This is a genomic window from Paenibacillus sp. 19GGS1-52 (assembly GCF_022369515.1).
In the GTDB taxonomy this organism is placed as follows: domain Bacteria; phylum Bacillota; class Bacilli; order Paenibacillales; family Paenibacillaceae; genus Paenibacillus_AQ.
This window is the reverse complement of record NZ_CP059724.1, coordinates 3,981,894-3,997,619: the sequence shown is the minus strand read 5'-3', so window position 1 is coordinate 3,997,619 and position 15,726 is coordinate 3,981,894. Positions and strand designations below refer to the sequence as shown.

The following is a 15,726-nucleotide window of genomic DNA, read 5'->3' as shown; positions in this document are numbered from 1 at the left end:
TTTAACCAATGCGGCATCAATATGTAAGATGAGGGAGTGGCTGAAGATGCTGAATCGCAATGCGGAGGCTTTATTTTGGATAGGCAGATATATTGAACGGGCTGAGAATCATGCACGGCTTATAGATGTACATTATCATATCCAGCAGGAAGAGGACTTCCAGCAAGAAGGACATAAATGGTCACGGTTGATTGATGCCTTAGGTGTCAGAACTCAGTATCAACAGCAATTTGAAAGTTTCTCTGAGCAGGATGTGCTGTCCTTTATAACTCTGGACCTTGGCAATTCCAATTCGATATTCTCCTGTGTGCACCAAGCGAGAAATAACTTGCGGACATTGCGGCAACATTTGCCTAGTGAACTATGGGATATTGCGAACAGCTTCAATCTATGGCTTGGGGATAGATCGGTTGCGGATATTATGAGTGGACCGCACCAATTCTACCAACAGATCAAAGAACGGACGGCTATGTTCCTGGGAGCAGAGCAGTCGGTCATGCTGAGAGGGAATGAGTGGCATTTTATCGAGAGTGGGCGGTTTCTGGAGCGGGCGGAAAATACTACTCGCATATTACAATCGGTGACGGCATCGTGCCGATCCAAAGATATGAATGGGGTCTATATTCAACTACAAGCCGTCTTGAAATCTGTGAGTGGGTATCAGGCGTTTCGTCGTTATTATGCAGATGCCATGTCACCGGAAAGTATACTAGAGTTTCTGATCGCCAATGCCTACTTTCCGCGTTCAGTGCGGTTCTCCTTTCATAAACTGGAAGAGCATTTGGCCAAGCTTCAGCTAGATTCATCGGAAAAAGGCTCTGGGCATGAGAAAGTTATCCGGCAAGCTGGAAAGATCAAAGCAGAGCTTGATTATATGGAAAATGAAGATATGTCTGGTGATCTGGTAGAGGATGTACTGAATTCACTGATGCTTTCCTGCCAAAAGCTGGGGAAAACGATGGAAGGCGCCTTTTTTCGGCGAGAAGGAATATCAGCATGAAGATCCAAATCGATCATACGACCACATACAGCTATCCCAATCCCGTTACGGACAGTGTCAATGAGATCAGGCTGACACCGCGCACTAACTATCGGCAATCATGTTACCATCATGAAGTTGATGTTTATCCGGCGGCTAATCTATTAACCTATGAAGATTTCTTTGGAAACAGGGTTCATGCCTATTCTGTTAACAAGCCGCATACGGAGATGGTCATCCATACTAAGGCTACGGTTGTAACACTGGATAAGGCACAAGGATGGGATCTGCCGCGTATCCCGCTTAAGGAGCAGGTCGAGCTGCTGAATGACGAGAAATTTCAGAACCGTTACATTGAATTTATTTTACCTACCCGTTATACCGAGGTGACACGTGAGCTGGTCGAGTTCGCTTCGCAGCATCCATTTGATGAAGCTGAAGATATGTACGAGTGGATTGTAAAGTTATCTTCAACGATCTATGAGCAGTTCACCTATGATCCCGGAGCAACCAGTGTGAACACAACCGTCAAAAAAGCTCTGAAGCTCAAACGTGGGGTCTGTCAGGATTATGCCCACCTGATGATCGCTGTCTGTCGCAGTGTGGGTCTGCCTTCCAGATACGTGAGCGGTTATCACTTTGTCGGGGACCTGCAGGGTGGGAATGCCAATTTCGAGCAGGCTTCGCATGCTTGGGTAGAGACTCACATTCCAGGTACTGGCTGGCTCGGGTTTGATCCAACAAATAATGTAGAAGTGAGCTGGCGTTATATAAAGCTTGGTCATGGCCGGGATTACAAAGATATTGTACCTGTAAAGGGAGTATATCGCGGGGGGCCGGGCACCTTAACGGTGAAAGTGGATGTACGGCAGTTGGAAAATTGAATATTTGCACAAGGAGTCTCCCGTGGATATTTAGCTTCTGCGGGAGCTATTTTTTTGCGATTTTTACTTAAAATGATTAAAAATAGGGGTGAGTTGGGTAATCTTGAAACAGAGTCATTTCAATGGATGATGTGGAAGGAGAGTACATATGAGCCCAAATATAGCTAAGAAGCAGCGCTTTGTCGGGAAAACAGCCATAATTACCGGTGCAGGTTCGGGAATCGGCCGAGCAACTGCCATTCAGTTGGCACGGGAAGGTGCAAACGTCGCGTTATTTGATTTAGTGAATGAACGTAACTTCGAATTGGAGCAGAAGCTTAATAAATTGCGCAAGGACTGCGCATTAGCGCTTGATGTCAATACTTCAGATGCGGAGCGGATGGAAGAAGCGGTACGCCAAACCGTGGAGCGTTTTGGAGGATTGGATATTGTATTTGCGAATGCAGGGATCAACGGTGCAGTAGGACCTATCGAAGAACTCAGTCTAAGTGACTGGGAACATACGATGTCGGTGAATTTGACCGGAACCTTCTTGACCCTAAAATATAGTATTCCACATTTGAAGAAGAAAGGAAAAGGCAGCATCATCATTACAAGCTCCATCAACGGTAATTCGCGGTTTGCCAGCTTTGGCTGGTCCCCTTACAGTACCACGAAGGCTGGTCAGGTAGCTTTTGCCAAAATGGCTGCACTGGAGCTTGCCAAATTCAAAATTCGTGTAAATGTGATCTGTCCAGGAGCAATATCCACAAATATTGATGAGAGCACAGAATTTAACGAGGAGATCGGGGCGATCGTTATTCCGATTGAGTTCCCAGAGGGTGCGCAGCCGCTTGCTGACGGTCCCGGTAAACCCGATAATGTAGCAGAGTTGGTGTCCTTTCTGGCATCTGACGAATCTATTCATATTACTGGAGCACAAATTGTGATTGATGGGGCGGAATCGCTGTTATCATAAAAGAAATTAATATCCGTGTCTCCGGGTCCGATGTGAAAAGGAGATACGGGTATTTTTATATTATTGGCAAGAAAATGGCTATTCTTAACGTTCCATTGAGGCACAAAGCGTAACATATCGTACATAGAACTTGTTCCATTCCTCACTTCGGGACACCATGGTTCCTCCATCCAGTAGGATAGCAATCACATCCAGACATATATGCCAGCCTGCGAGATCCCTAGGCGTATGAGCATTGATGGCTGTCAGTTGCTCATTTAATACTAATAGGCTACCGTCCGTAGTAGAGGATAACACAAAGCGGACACTGTCTTCGCCCCACTTATATTCTAGAACGGAATTTAGCGTGTACGCGGTAATCTTTATTTTCTCAGAGCTGCCATTAGGCAGATCAAACCTCATGAATCCTCCTTCGCGGAGGTCCTCTACCCGGAGCTCGTTGAACCAAAGCGCAAGCTTCTTGTTCTCGGTTAAATAAGCCCAAACCTCGGCAACGGGATGGTTCAAGTGACGTTCGAAGTGGGCGGAATAACCTTGTCCATTTTTTTGTAGCTCAGCTAACATGTTTGAATCCTCCTCTAAGTAGTGGTTAAACTATATTACCTTATGGCATGTTCAGATGAAACGGTTTTGTCCTAACTAGAGGATGGGAGAACCGTCTTTTCTTATGTTGCGATAGAAATTTTAACAAACAATTTACTTATATATTTGAAATAAAGCAAACAAAATGATAATATGTTTATATAAATAAAACGAATTGGGTGAACTGTTTTGTCAGAGGGAAATGAAGCCATCAGCATCTCGGAGAAATTCTGGAACGCTTCTATAGATGAACTGAAGAAAGGTTATCTGTATGAGGAGCGGGACCATTCCGGATTTTATGTATGTTTGGTCTGTGGAGAAGAGTTTGAGAAAGGCATTATTTATAAGGATGGCAGTACTTATTATGAAGCCGAGAAATATGCTGTCCAACATATCAATCATATTCATGGAACAATGTTTAACTGGCTGCTGGGACTCGATAAGAAGCTGACCGGATTGACGGAACTGCAAAAGGGCTTATTAAATGCTTTTCGGCAGAGTCAAAGTGATGGTGAAGCTGCAAAGGATCTGGGCATCGGCAGTACCTCTACTGTGCGAAATCACCGCTTTACGCTTCGCGAAAAGGCTAAACAGGCGAAGCTGTTTCTGGCCGTGATGGAACTGGTGGAGGAGAAACCCGCAGTGTCCTCTCCTTTTGTCAGCATTCCTCGTTCAGCCTCGATGCTTGATGAGCGTTTTGCGATCACAGAGGAGGAGAACGCCGAGATCCTAAAGGCGTATTTCAAGCAGGGGCCAGAAGGTCCCTTAGCGGAATTCCCCAAGAAACAGAAGCGCAAAGCCGCTATCCTGCGTCAACTGATCAAACGCTTCGAAACCGGCCGAGAGTATACGGAGAAGGAAGTTAATCTTATTTTGAGCGCAGCCTATCCAGACTACGTTACGCTGCGCCGCTATTTAATTGACTATGAACTACTCGAACGAGAAGAGGACGGAAGCTATTATTGGGTGAAATTATAGATGAAGTGATAAGGGAGAGAAATGAGACCATGGAAAAAGCAAAACGTAAAGAACTGGCCTACAACTACGCACATACACACAGACAGATGGGGGCTTACCGAATTCTGAATAATCACAATGGAAAATCGTTGGTAGGAAGCACTCTGAATCTGGAGGGTGTCTGGAATAAGCACAAATTCATGCTCGATTTCGCCAACCATACGAATAAGGAGCTCGAAGCCGATTGGAAGAAATATGGAGAAGCAGGGTTTAGCTTTGAAATTCTCGAAGAAATTAAACCACAAGAAGAGTTTGTGCAGGATAAATCGGATATGGCAAAATATCATAAAATGCTGCCTGACCTAGAGAAAAAATGGCTGGAGAAGCTTTCCCCTTATGGTGAGCGTGGCTATCACAAGCTGAAATAATATAGGGTATGTTTAGGAGGGGTAGAATGGAGATTTTATCTTGGTTGGCTGAGCAGAAAATTCAGGAGGCTATGCGCAACGGGGAGTTTCAAGGACTGCCAGGACACGGTAAACCGCTGGTACTTGAAGATCTGTCTGGTGTGCCGGAGGAGTTGCGTATTTCCTACAAGATTATGAAGAATGCCGGACTGTTGCCGGAAGAGGTGACACTGCGGGCGGAGTGTGTCACGCTGGAAGAACTGCTGGTTACTTGCCAGAATAGCGGAAATGCTGTTACTAGTGAAGGAAAAGCACTGGAAACAAAGCTGTCTCTGAAAAAGCTGCGTCTGCAAGAGCTGCTGCGACAGCGCGGCTGCGAGAGTAATGCTGCATTTATCCAATATAGTGATAAAATACGGGAGCGAGTGACTGGAGAGGATAACTAAGCTCGCAGGATCTATTCTCAAACTTGATCTTTCCGGAATTATCGCCCATGATTACAAGGATAATAATAGATCATGGAGAGATAAAATGAATCAACTACCCATTATGCAGGTACTTCCTGAGCTGAAAATAATATTAAACGCCTCGCGGGCAGCCATTTTGATTGCCGAACCGGGTGCGGGCAAGACGACCGGAACGCCTCCGGCTTTTCTGGACGAACCGTGGATGCAGGACAAAACCATTCTTATGCTGGAACCCAGAAGACTTGCCGCTAGATCAGCGGCTACTTACATGGCGTCGTGTCTTGGCGAAACTGTCGGGCAAAGGGTTGGATACCGTATGCGTATGGACACCCGAGTAGGGAAGAACACGCGGATCGTTGTCGTAACCGAAGGTGTACTGACAAGGATGCTGCAAACTGATCCGTCGCTTGGTGACGTAGGTCTTGTTATTTTTGATGAATTTCATGAGCGCAGTCTGCATGCCGATCTGGGGCTTGCGCTTACACTGGAAGCACAGACTGTATTGCGTGAGGATCTTCGTATTCTCATTATGTCGGCTACGCTGGATGGTGAACGGGTATCCGCCATGTTGGGTGGTGCGCCAGTAGTAGATTGTCCGGGCAGAGTCTATCCAGTCCAGACTATTTATGCTACTGCCTCCGGTAACTTCCCCATAGAAAAATCCACCGCAGCCTCTGTACATCGCGCCCTTGCTGAGCAGAAGGGAGATGTGCTCGTCTTTCTGCCAGGTGAACGGGAAATCCGCCGAACTCAAAGCGAGCTGGAGAACGGAAGCTTGCCCGCAAGCACGGTGCTTCGTCCTCTGTATGGACAGCTGCCGCAGGCTATGCAGGACTTGGCAGTCGCTGCATCTGTTGCAGGTGAACGGAAGGTGGTGCTGGCGACATCCATTGCGGAGACCAGCTTGACCATCGATGGTGTGCTCACAGTGATTGATTCAGGGTTGCGGCGAACACAGGTATTCTCGCCGCGTACCGGCATGCCGCACCTGGAAACAGTACCTGTGTCCAAGGCATCGGCGGACCAGCGGCGCGGGCGAGCAGGCCGCACTGCCCCCGGTGTGTGCTACAGGCTCTGGAGCCAAGAGGAGCACCACCGTCTTCCGGATGACAACGTCCCGGAGATTATGGAGGCCGACCTGGCGCAGCTGGCTCTGGAGCTGGCGCTATGGGGCGTGCGCGATCCCGCCGCGCTGCCTTGGCTGGACGCGCCGCCGGCTGCGCCTTACGCGCAGGGCACTGCGCTGCTGCGCCAGCTCGGCGCGCTCGACGCCGGCGGCGCAATCACGCCGCACGGCCGCAGCATGGCCGCGCTTGGCGCGCACCCGCGCATCGCGCACATGCTGCTGTGCGCGGAAGAGCTTGGCGCGACGCCGCTCGCCTGCCGGCTGGCGGCGCTGCTGCAGGAGAGGGACCTCTTCCGGGGTCCCGCGGCCGTAGATAGCGACCTCACGCTACGCGTCGAGGCGCTGCTTCGGTTCGAGCGCTCCGCCGGCAGGGACGCGGGCGGAGCAGATCTTGCGACTCTGCGGGCGGTGCAGCGCGAGAGCCGCAATTACCTGGCGCAGCTGCAAGCCGCGCCAGGCGAAGCCCCGAACGACATCAGCCTCATCGGGCTGCTGCTGTCGTTCGCGTATCCCGACCGGATCGGGCAGAAGCGCGGCGATGGCGCTTTTGTTCTCTCCAGCGGTCGGGGCGCAGCGATGCGGGAAGGACAACCGCTTATGCGGTGTCCTTATATTGTGGCAGCCTCAGTGGATGACAAAGCTGCACAGGGCAAAATCATGCTGGCCGCAGAGCTGAAGGAAGTACAGCTGTTGAAGCACCATGCAGATAGGATCACCGATGAAGCGGAAGTGTATTGGGACAAGGAGAGCAAAAGCGTCAAGGCTCGCCGTCGCACAATGCTAGGTGGCCTGATCTTGAAGGAAACTACCCATGAACGGCCTTCGGCAGAAGCAGCAGAACAAGTACTACTGACGGCTCTTGCTGCTGAGGGGCTCCTTCTATTGCCTTGGGATAAAAACACGATGCAGCTGCGACAGCGGATGGTATTTATGCATATGGTGCATGCAGACTGGCCTGATGTTTCGGATGAGGCTTTATTAGAATCTCTGAACACATGGCTGCAGCCCTATACGCATGGCATGCGCGCTTTTCGTGATCTTCAGCGCATTCCTTTATCCCGTGTCTTCGAAGAAATGCTGGACTGGAAGCAACGTCAAACCTTGGACAAGGAAGCTCCTACACATATCACTGTGCCGAGCGGTTCCCGTATCCCAGTAGATTATGATAATCCGACGGCGCCAGTGCTGGCGGTCAGACTGCAGGAAATGTTCGGACAACTGGATACCCCTAGGGTAGGTGGTGGGAAGATCCCGGTGGTAATGCATCTCTTATCTCCGGCAAGACGACCGATGCAGGTGACAGCGGATCTTGCCAGTTTTTGGCGTGGGATCTATTTCGAAGTCAAAAAAGATTTAAAGGGCCGCTACCCGAAGCATTACTGGCCGGATGATCCGTTACAGGCGGTTCCGACCAACCGGACACGTCCTAAGCATTAAAGGATGGCCTGCTCGAAAAATTCTGTTTTTCACATTTGATGTTTTGTCCAAGATATACAGGGTAATAATGTAGCGAACGACAATTTCAAAGGAGGGCTTCAAGTGACTAAGAAAATCGTAGGTATCTTCGATACGGAGCAAGAAGCAACCAGAGCAATTGAAGGGCTGCAGAACAAAGGCATTCAGAATGACGAAATTTCAATTATTACACGTGACCGTGATGAGCTTAGGAGTATTTCGGATGAAACGGGCACAATGGCTCCAGAAGGTGTAGCTACAGGTGCTGCAACAGGAGGCGTATTGGGTGGCGTAGCCGGATTGCTGGCAGGCATCGGTGCTTTGGCTATTCCGGGAATTGGTGCAATCTTAGCGGCAGGTCCAATTGTGGCGACACTGACTGGAGCAGCCATAGGCGCGGGCGCAGGAGGTTTGGTAGGAGGATTAATCGGACTGGGCATCCCTGAGGATGAAGCGAGAGAATATGAGGAATATGTAGAGAATGGCAAAATTCTTGTGTTAGTAGAAGAACATGGGCATGGCCATGATATTCATGATATCTTCAGAGGCAATAGTTCACTCAATACCCATCGTTATGAAGGAACCTATGCAGGCGATTCAACCGAAAGCAATTCGATGGCAGATAGAGGACCTACAAACCCTGGTATTATAGAAGATGACACAAAAGTAGGTAATTCGCTGGGGAACAGAGGTTCGATGAACGCAGAAGTTGACCCCGATATGTACAACCGAGACAAAATGTAAATAGAATCCCGACAACCCGAGCTTTCTCTAAATATAATCAAGGCTGCATTTCTAGCGGATATCCGCTAGCGAATGTGGCCTTTTTAATGTGTGAACTTTTTACGATTAAACGTCTAAACGTTAACGCCAGATTTCTATTCACTACATTTCATCATATGAAAAATTCATAATAGAAAATCAAAAAAAATCACCAGCACCACAAAATCTAAATCCAACCTGTATGCGCTTCCTATCAACAATAAAAATAGAAAAAGTGTGCCCAGTAAATCCAAGTTTCAGGTTGTGAAAGTTGGAAAATAGTGCTTATAATAGGCTTATAGAAAGATAAGGAATACATTCCCTAGGAGGTGTCGTATGGCCTTTATGATTGCCCAACGGGCTTTTATCAAAGTGTATCTTATTACAATGGTGGAGCAGCAGCGCGGATATGGTTATCAGATGCTTGAGGATATGCGACGTGATTTTAAGGCTCATGGCTACTCCCCCCGCAGAGTGAAATTTATCGTGCCCTGCATGAATTGGTGCAGCAGGGGATACTTTACCGTACCAAGCAATTAAAGGGCAATGACCCGAAGGTGGATTTTCAAGAAATCGTCTTATATCATTTCACTTCGGACGGCGAGGATAAAGCTAAACTGTATAAGAAGCAGGTGAAGACTGATCTGGACCGCTGTCTGGGAATATTGAATAAAGCAGTTGCGGATAACTTTTAAATCCAGGCTAATTAAAAAGTCACTACTATAGTAATATTTCCAGGTCGCTTTCACACTGATATAATTGTTACTGCTGAAAGTTTGCAGTATACATAGGAGGAATCACAGATGGATGAGCACATGAAACGCCGATTGGACAAACAGAGAAAGTTATTCAGCCAACTTGGCATAGGACTCGACGCATTAACTATTCATGAAAAGGAATTCAGTAAGAAGCTTCGTGGTTATGACCCGGAAGAAGTGGATACTTTTCTGGATAGTGTAATTAAGGATTACGAACGATTCTATGCTACGATTGCCGATCTTATGGACAAATGGCAGGAGCAACAGCTAGAGCTGCGTGATATTAAGGTTGAAACCAAAGGCTTGCCAATAATTACTGATCCTGTAATTAAAGGTATTGATCCTAAGGACTTGGAAGAGATCATTATGAAACTAGAGACGAATATTCGACAACTAAAGGACAAAATTCCACATAGCGAAGGCTACTTATAATCTGCTGCATTATAAAGAGATACTTGTTAACTCTAACACCATCATTTACAATTATAGGAATATACAAACGGACCTTGATGGAGGTTAAGCCTTTGTTCGATAAGCAACGATGGAAACTGAAGATTCGCGGCAAAATTGCTCTAGGTTATATCATTATTTTACTAATTTTGGGTTTATTTTTAGCCATTGTATCTCATCGAATATCTGAATTGGAGAAAGAAACGGTCTTTCTAAGCGAGCACGATGTGCAGGTGCATGAACTTACCTATCAAATTGAAAAGAATGTATTGGATATGGAGACGGGTCAAAGAGGTTATGCCCTCACTGACAATATGGAATACCTTACACCCTACAATGATGGGCTTGTAGAATGGCGTATTAATTATGCCAAGCTAAAAGGTCTGATGGCTGATAACCCATCCCAAATCCAGAATTTAGATGATATTAAGAGTAATATTGAGTTATGGGTTAGTTCGGCGGGTGAATATGTTATTGACCTTAAGCGAAATGGACAGGATGAAGCAGTTTTAGCATTTTTTCAGAATGATACCGGTAAACCACTAATTGATCTGATACGCTCAGAGTCTGAATATTTCCGCGATAATGAACGGGATTTAACCAATGAACGGGTTATTAGCCTGAAACAAGGTAACGATAAGCTATTAATAACGATGTATATCCTATGGAGTGTTGTTACATTAATAGCGTCACTCATCACTATCGTTCTCTCCAGAAGCATTGTGAACCCTCTCCAACGGATAATTCTAGCGATCAATAATATTGCGAGTGGCGGTAATATGTCAGAACGGATTGAAGTCAGGACAATTGATGAAATCTATGACCTGGGCGATGCGACGAATCGACTGTTGGAGACGGTACAGCGAGAACAGTGGAATAATGAACAGTTAACGCTGATGTCCGTATTACTTCAGGAAACTGTTGATCTTCCATTGATGTGTCGAACCTTCTTGAACAAATTGTCCACAATACTGGAAATGCAGTACGGTGCAATATATGTATTAAATGTAGAAAAAGAGTTTGAGCGCATTTATACGTATGCAGGCAACGGGCAAAATAAGAACTTCCCAGCTACCGAGAGCATTAGTCTGGGAGAAGGTCTTGTTGGGCAGTGTGCAATGGATAAACACATGATGGTCATTGAGGATTTACCGGAGGATTATATCCGCATCCATTCCGGTCTAGGAAGAACTGCTCCTCGTTTTGCAGTGATCGCTCCAGTTATTTTTGAGAATAATATCGTAGCGGTGGTTGAGATAGCTTCACTTACTAAATGGGCAACGTATCACCTGGACCTTTTCACTGATCTCTTAAATATGATGGGGGTTACCCTAAATTCCGTAACCACTCGGATGGAGATTCAGAAATTATATGGTGAATCGCAGGTTATGAATGAAGAGCTGCAGGTGCAGTCTGAAGAATTACAAGTGCAGTCCGAGGAGCTGCAAAGTTACACACAGGAGCTGCTCACCCTAAACAAGGATCTAAATAACCAAAAAACTGAAGCAGAGGTTGCAGCTATTGAACTCGAGGAATTTAATGAGCAATTGCAGCTTAGTTCTCGTTATAAATCAGAATTTCTGGCGAACATGTCCCATGAGCTACGGACTCCCCTTAATAGTATGCTCATTCTCTCACAGTTGTTGGCTGAGAACCGAAATGATACTTTGAACCCAGAAGAGCAAGGGTATGCTTCTGTAATTTATGCCTCTGGCAGTGATTTGCTTAATATGATTAATGATATTCTGGATTTGTCCAAGGTTGAGGCTGGTAAAATGCTGGTGGAATATGATGCGGTTAATCTAACAGAGCTTCCGCCAATGCTGCAAGCCCATTTCCGTCAAACTGCAGAACAAAGAAAACTAGATTTTTCAATAACTATCGGGAATAATGTGCCTGATCTATTCTATACCGATGGAATGCGCCTGCACCAGATTCTGCGCAATTTGCTATCGAATGCCTTTAAGTTTACAGAAACGGGCAGTGTTCACGTAGAAATTACCAGATTGGCATCTTTCCATTCCCCCTCTTATGAATTAGAGGGACCTGTGCTGTCTTTTTCAGTGAAGGATAGTGGTATTGGGATCTCGGAGGAGAACAATGAGCTCATCTTTGAAGCTTTCCGCCAGGCTGACGGATCAACCGCACGCAAGTTCGGTGGGACTGGACTTGGGCTGTCTATTTCACTTCAGTTGGCCAAATTGCTAGGTGGACAGATTCTGCTGCAAAGTGTTCCAGGTGAAGGCAGCAACTTTACGTTATACCTTCCATGTCGAGAAGAGGATCCTGAATACGATGTTGTAACTTCAAAGTTCCGTTCTGAGGTAGCTGCGTCCCATGAAACCATCGAAGATATATATAGAAATCCCATCAATAATGGAAAAACTTTTGACTTGGAATATCCGCAGCTGTGTGGCAAGACAGTTCTCATTGTTGATGATGATACGCGGAATATATTTGCACTAAGAAAGGGCTTAGAGCCTTATGATATGAATATTCTGACGGCACAGACCGGTTTTGAATGTCTGCAAATTGTGCGGGAGCAGTCTGATATAGATATCGTTTTATTAGACATTATGATGCCAAATCTGGATGGTTATGATACGTTATCGATTATACGCGAAGAGCTTCTTCTTCCGGAGATCCCCATTATAGCTATATCCGCTAAGACGATGAAGGAAGAACGTGAGAAATGCTTGTCTGCTGGAGCAACTGACTTCATTAGTAAACCGGTAGTGATGCATGAAGTAGTATCGCGGATATTCAAATGGCTCAGCCATACTAAATAGAGCCGCGTGCTTCCAAACTTGACATTTGTAAAATTATCATTGACGCCATAGCGGACTATGATCTATGATAGTCTCATAAGTGATCAACTATAAGTTAGTGGCGTGTTACCGTAAAAGGGCATGAGCCAAGGATTGTCTTAAGTATATAAGACTATTCTTGGCTCTTTTTGATGTCTAAATCGGGACAATGAGTGGAAGGAGGGAAGAACTTGGCGCGGGAAAGCGAGCAGTTTCAAGTACAACGTGTAATCGGAAATAATGTGGTCATGGTTCATGGAGGGAAAAATGGTAAGGAATATGTCATCATAGGCAAAGGTATCGGCTTTGCGGTGAAAGAATCGGGGATCATTGAAGGGGATGACACCCGGATTGAGAAGCTATTCCGTCTGGAAGACCGTGAAGAGTGGAGCCAGTATCAAATCCTGCTGGAAGATATTGATCCGTTGGTTATGAGAATTACTGATGAAATAATCGCGGACATTGCCTTTCAGTTTCCCGACAAGTTAAACGACAAAATCTACTTAGCCCTCCCAAGCCATATCCAATTTACCATTTACCGTTTGCGCAACGGCATGGATATTGTTAACCCATTTTTAGAGGAAACCAAAATGACTTTTCCGAAGGAATATGAGATCGCTTACAGAGCAGCCGAAAAAATCAATGCTGAATTCCAGGTGCAAGTTCCCGAGGACGAGGTCGGATTCCTCACATATCATGTCTATTCGGCAGTCAGCAATGTGCCAGTAGGGCAACTGGTAAAGGCTTCGAATATTGTCAGCGAGCTGATGGATGTGATACGGGACGAAGGGAATATAACCTTTGAGCACGGCAGTATGAATCATGTCCGCTTGATGATTCACTTACGATTCTCATTGGAGAGAATTTTGCAAAAGTCATTCATTGATAATCCTTTTGTGAAGCATATTAAAAAAGAATACAAAGTGGAATACAAACTAGCTCAGAAACTCGGAACAATCATGCGTAAATCACTGGATGTGGACATTCCAGAAGAAGAGCTATGCTTCATGGCGATGCATTTACACCGCCTATTCCAAACTTCACGGAAACACAAATAACAGCTTAAGAGGAGTGGCAGTCATGTTTTCCAAATGGAAATCAAAAAAAGAAGAGAAACATACTCAGCTTGTCGTAGAAATAACAGCTCCAATCACGGGTATGGCTGTTCCATTAGCGCAAGTTCCGGACGATACCTTTGCCGGAGGTCATATGGGCAACGGGATTGCTATCCAACCTACAGAGGGAATACTTAAAGCTCCTTTCGACGGTAAGGTCGCTCATATCGTCAAATCAAGTCACGCTTTAATATTGGAGCATTCCAGCGGCTTGCAGCTGTTGCTGCATATCGGAATCGATACGGTCAGCCTGAAAGGGAATGGATTCATCAGTCATGTAGCGAGTGGTGACACTGTTAAAGCAGGACAGACATTAATTGAATTTGATCTCGAAGTTATACGTGCAGCAGGTTTTGATACGATTTCACCTATTATTGTGACTGCAACAGAGGAGATAATGCCGGAAGTGGAGTGTCATTACGGTCAAGTTACGGCTGGTGAACATGTAATTCTCAGCGTGGTTTCAAAGCAATAACAAATAGCATTATTAATAAGCAAACGAAAGGATGATATGTTTATGTTGGCTTTTCTACAAAAGTTAGGCAAGTCGCTGATGCTTCCAGTCGCTACTTTGCCAGCAGCAGCTATTCTTCAAGGCTTTGGTCTTATTGACTACGAAAAAGATATTCATTTTGGAAGCACAGTGGGAGGATTTCTAAACCAATACGTTGCTCCATTCCTCAATGCTGGTGCCGGAGCCATATTTGGAAATCTTGCGTTGATATTCGCAGTTGGGGTTGCCATAGGGTTTGCTGGTGACGCTGTAGCTGCATTGTCAGCTATTATCTCGTATCTGGTATTAACCAAGATATTAGCCATTGTGCCACTACAATTCTCCTTTATTAATGATGATGTTGTATTGAACATGGGTGTACTCGGCGGGATATTTGCCGGTGCTTGGGCAGCCTTCTTATATAAGAGATATCATAATATCAAGATGCCAGACTGGCTTGGATTTTTTGCCGGCAAACGTTTTGTACCTATCATAACTGCAGCTTCCATGATGGTCTTGGCAGTATTTGTAGGGATGATCTGGAGTCCTGTACAGGATGTAATTAATGATTTTGGTAACTGGGTTGTCGGACTGGGTGCCTTAGGTGCCTTCATATTTGGTACTGCTAACCGACTGCTGATTCCTATTGGTTTGCATCACGTAATTAATACAATTGCTTGGTTCCAGATCGGTGATTTTACGAACGCAGCTGGTGATGTCGTTCACGGCGATTTAACCCGCTTCTTTGCTGGAGATAAAACTGCAGGGATGTTCATGTCCGGTTTCTTCCCAATCATGATGTTCGCACTTCCTGGCGCAGCACTAGCCTTTATTCACACAGCGAAGCCGGAAAAACGCAAAATGGTAGCTTCGATCTTTATTGGTTCTGCAATTGCTTCCTTCTTGACCGGTATCACTGAACCACTAGAATTTTCCTTTATGTTTGTTGCACCATTATTGTATCTGGTTCATGCGTTACTAACAGGATTCTCTATGGCATTGTTGTACATTCTAGACGTCAAGCTGGGTTTTGGATTCTCTGCAGGGCTAATCGATTATCTGGTTAACCTGAAGAGTTCCACCAATGCATGGCTTCTGATTCCGATTGGGCTTGCCTTCTTCGTCTTGTATTATGTTTTGTTCCGTTTTATTATCACGAAGTTCAACCTCAAAACACCAGGTCGTGAAGATGATGTAGAAGATGAACTGGAAGAAGTCTCTGTAGGTGGAGCGAAGATATCCGCTTCTTCAAGAGCAGCTAAGATCCTCGAAAACATCGGAGGTCCATCTAATATCCGCAATATAGATGCATGTATTACGCGCCTTCGTCTGATTGTAAATGATGATAAGGCTGTCAAAGATTCTGCTCTGAAGCAGCTAGGTGCTTCTGGAGTCATGAGACTGGGTCAAGGTGCAGTCCAAATCGTATTTGGTCCACAATCCGAACAGATTAAGGATGATATTAATAAATTGTTATAAGAATGTTTTTGAAAAAAACACAATAAATTCACACACTTTATAGAACA

Annotated in this window: 14 protein-coding genes and 1 pseudogene; 14 read left to right on the top strand and 1 reads right to left on the bottom strand. The window is 45.7% G+C overall.

Annotated elements, in window-relative coordinates; all coding sequences use genetic code 11:
• The first annotated feature begins 46 nt into the window (after window positions 1-46).
• The 3 genes from H1230_RS18680 to H1230_RS18670 all read left to right on the top strand — a co-directional run bounded on the left by H1230_RS18680 (window position 47) and on the right by H1230_RS18670 (window position 2,821).
• Window positions 47-1,000, top strand: a complete 954-nt coding sequence (locus H1230_RS18680; protein ID WP_239711422.1) for an alpha-E domain-containing protein — start codon at window positions 47-49, stop codon at window positions 998-1,000.
• Entirely contained in the window at window positions 997-1,863 is an 867-nt protein-coding gene (locus H1230_RS18675) for a transglutaminase family protein (protein WP_239711421.1), read from the top strand. The genes H1230_RS18680 and H1230_RS18675 overlap by 4 nt, the downstream gene beginning before the upstream one ends.
• 148 nt (window positions 1,864-2,011) lie before the next feature.
• Complete coding sequence (locus tag H1230_RS18670; protein ID WP_239711420.1) at window positions 2,012-2,821, top strand: SDR family oxidoreductase; 810 nt, start codon at window positions 2,012-2,014, stop codon at window positions 2,819-2,821.
• 84 nt (window positions 2,822-2,905) lie between these two features.
• On the opposite strand, the gene H1230_RS18665 is transcribed toward H1230_RS18670, so the two are convergent.
• Window positions 2,906-3,385: an SRPBCC family protein gene (locus tag H1230_RS18665; RefSeq protein ID WP_239711419.1), complete on the bottom strand. Its 480-nt coding sequence runs from the start codon at window positions 3,383-3,385 to the stop codon at window positions 2,906-2,908.
• A gap of 207 nt (window positions 3,386-3,592) precedes the next feature.
• On the opposite strand from H1230_RS18665, the gene H1230_RS18660 reads away from it, so the two are divergent.
• The 11 genes and pseudogenes from H1230_RS18660 (at window position 3,593) to nagE (ending at window position 15,679) form a co-directional block, all read left to right on the top strand.
• Complete coding sequence (locus H1230_RS18660) at window positions 3,593-4,381, top strand: DUF2087 domain-containing protein (RefSeq protein ID WP_239711418.1); 789 nt, start codon at window positions 3,593-3,595, stop codon at window positions 4,379-4,381.
• A 29-nt stretch (window positions 4,382-4,410) separates the two neighbouring features.
• Window positions 4,411-4,788, top strand: coding sequence for a GIY-YIG nuclease family protein (locus tag H1230_RS18655; RefSeq protein WP_239711417.1), 378 nt, complete (start codon window positions 4,411-4,413; stop codon window positions 4,786-4,788).
• A 26-nt stretch (window positions 4,789-4,814) separates the two neighbouring features.
• Window positions 4,815-5,213 carry a DnaJ family domain-containing protein gene (locus H1230_RS18650; RefSeq protein WP_239711416.1) on the top strand — a complete coding sequence of 133 codons (399 nt, stop codon included), beginning with the start codon at window positions 4,815-4,817 and terminating at the stop codon, window positions 5,211-5,213.
• 85 nt (window positions 5,214-5,298) lie between these two features.
• Window positions 5,299-7,797 carry an ATP-dependent helicase HrpB gene (hrpB, locus tag H1230_RS18645; protein ID WP_239711415.1) on the top strand — a complete coding sequence of 833 codons (2,499 nt, stop codon included), beginning with the start codon at window positions 5,299-5,301 and terminating at the stop codon, window positions 7,795-7,797.
• A gap of 102 nt (window positions 7,798-7,899) precedes the next feature.
• Window positions 7,900-8,559 carry a general stress protein gene (locus tag H1230_RS18640; RefSeq protein WP_239711414.1) on the top strand — a complete coding sequence of 220 codons (660 nt, stop codon included), beginning with the start codon at window positions 7,900-7,902 and terminating at the stop codon, window positions 8,557-8,559.
• A 354-nt stretch (window positions 8,560-8,913) separates the two neighbouring features.
• Window positions 8,914-9,272 (top strand): annotated as a pseudogene (locus H1230_RS18635) (replication termination protein).
• A gap of 108 nt (window positions 9,273-9,380) precedes the next feature.
• Window positions 9,381-9,767, top strand: a complete 387-nt coding sequence (locus tag H1230_RS18630) for a DivIVA domain-containing protein (protein ID WP_239711413.1) — start codon at window positions 9,381-9,383, stop codon at window positions 9,765-9,767.
• Between the two features lie 92 nt (window positions 9,768-9,859).
• On the top strand, window positions 9,860-12,574 hold the full coding sequence (locus H1230_RS18625) for a CHASE3 domain-containing protein (RefSeq protein ID WP_239711412.1): 2,715 nt from the start codon (window positions 9,860-9,862) through the stop codon (window positions 12,572-12,574).
• Between the two features lie 209 nt (window positions 12,575-12,783).
• Window positions 12,784-13,650, top strand: coding sequence for a PRD domain-containing protein (locus H1230_RS18620; protein ID WP_239711411.1), 867 nt, complete (start codon window positions 12,784-12,786; stop codon window positions 13,648-13,650).
• Window positions 13,651-13,672: 22 nt separating this feature from the next.
• Window positions 13,673-14,182, top strand: coding sequence for a PTS sugar transporter subunit IIA (locus H1230_RS18615; protein WP_239711410.1), 510 nt, complete (start codon window positions 13,673-13,675; stop codon window positions 14,180-14,182).
• A 42-nt stretch (window positions 14,183-14,224) separates the two neighbouring features.
• Complete coding sequence (nagE, locus tag H1230_RS18610; protein ID WP_239711409.1) at window positions 14,225-15,679, top strand: N-acetylglucosamine-specific PTS transporter subunit IIBC; 1,455 nt, start codon at window positions 14,225-14,227, stop codon at window positions 15,677-15,679.
• Window positions 15,680-15,726 lie beyond the last annotated feature (47 nt).